This window comes from Staphylococcus sp. 191 (assembly GCF_011174885.1).
Classification (GTDB): domain Bacteria; phylum Bacillota; class Bacilli; order Staphylococcales; family Staphylococcaceae; genus Staphylococcus; species Staphylococcus coagulans.
The window spans coordinates 1-853 of the sequence record NZ_PNRJ01000040.1; the positions used below are offsets into that span (position 1 = coordinate 1).

1 pseudogene is annotated in these 853 nt (G+C 37.6%); it reads right to left on the minus strand.

Annotation, left to right across the window (positions count from 1 at the left end):
* A pseudogene (locus C1H58_RS12105) lies at positions 1 to 833 on the minus strand (ISL3 family transposase); the annotation flags it as partial.
* Between the last annotated feature and the right edge of the window lie 20 nt (positions 834 to 853).

Genomic DNA, 853 nt, shown 5'->3' on the forward strand with positions numbered 1-853 from the left:
TTAATTCCCTCAATTGGCCCATTCGTTAAATGTGGGTAACGCATCGTATTTGAGATATAGGGCAAGTATTTGATCAATGTTTGAATGATGCGCTTGAGTCCTTGTGAAATATCTTTTGTCTTTGAATCCTGTAAGATGAACTGTAATTGCTGGATATCGTTTGCTTTTAAGGCACTTAAAAGACGATGTCCTGTTTCATATGTCTCTTTGAGCCTCTCATCAAGGCCCAATAAATACTGAACTAAACTGTATTGACTCTGCCAAGACTTAAAAAGTCCGTATGACTGATATATCATTCGATCCAAATCTAAGGGCGCTTTTAATAGTAACTTCCAATAACGCTTTAATTTATTATATTGAGGTCTGTCTTTTGTCCTAAAACCATTCATAACTTGAACTCGCCATCGATTGATTTCACGATTGATTGCTTGCACGATATGAAAGCGATCAATAATCATCTCGGCATGAGGAAATAAGTCTTGAATGAGTGCGATATAAGGTGGAAACATATCTATAGAGATGGTTTTCACTCTTTCACGTTGCTTTCTAGAGAACTTTAAAAAATAGGCTTCTAATTTATGTTTGCGACGATCAGGTAAAATATCGATGATATCATGGGTTACACTATCACAGTAAATAAAGTTCATCGCACCTTCGACATCTTTCGTTGATTTGAATTCGTCAAAAGCTAAGTGCTCAGGTAAAACATGATGCGCCTGCGTCTTCACCGAATCACTCACCTCTTTTAAATGGCGATGGACAGTTGAATGTGATACACACAGACTTTCAGCGACATCCTTTTCWGAGATGACTTTAGATAGTTTCCGCGTCATCAYGCNGTTNCCSTCCTTTT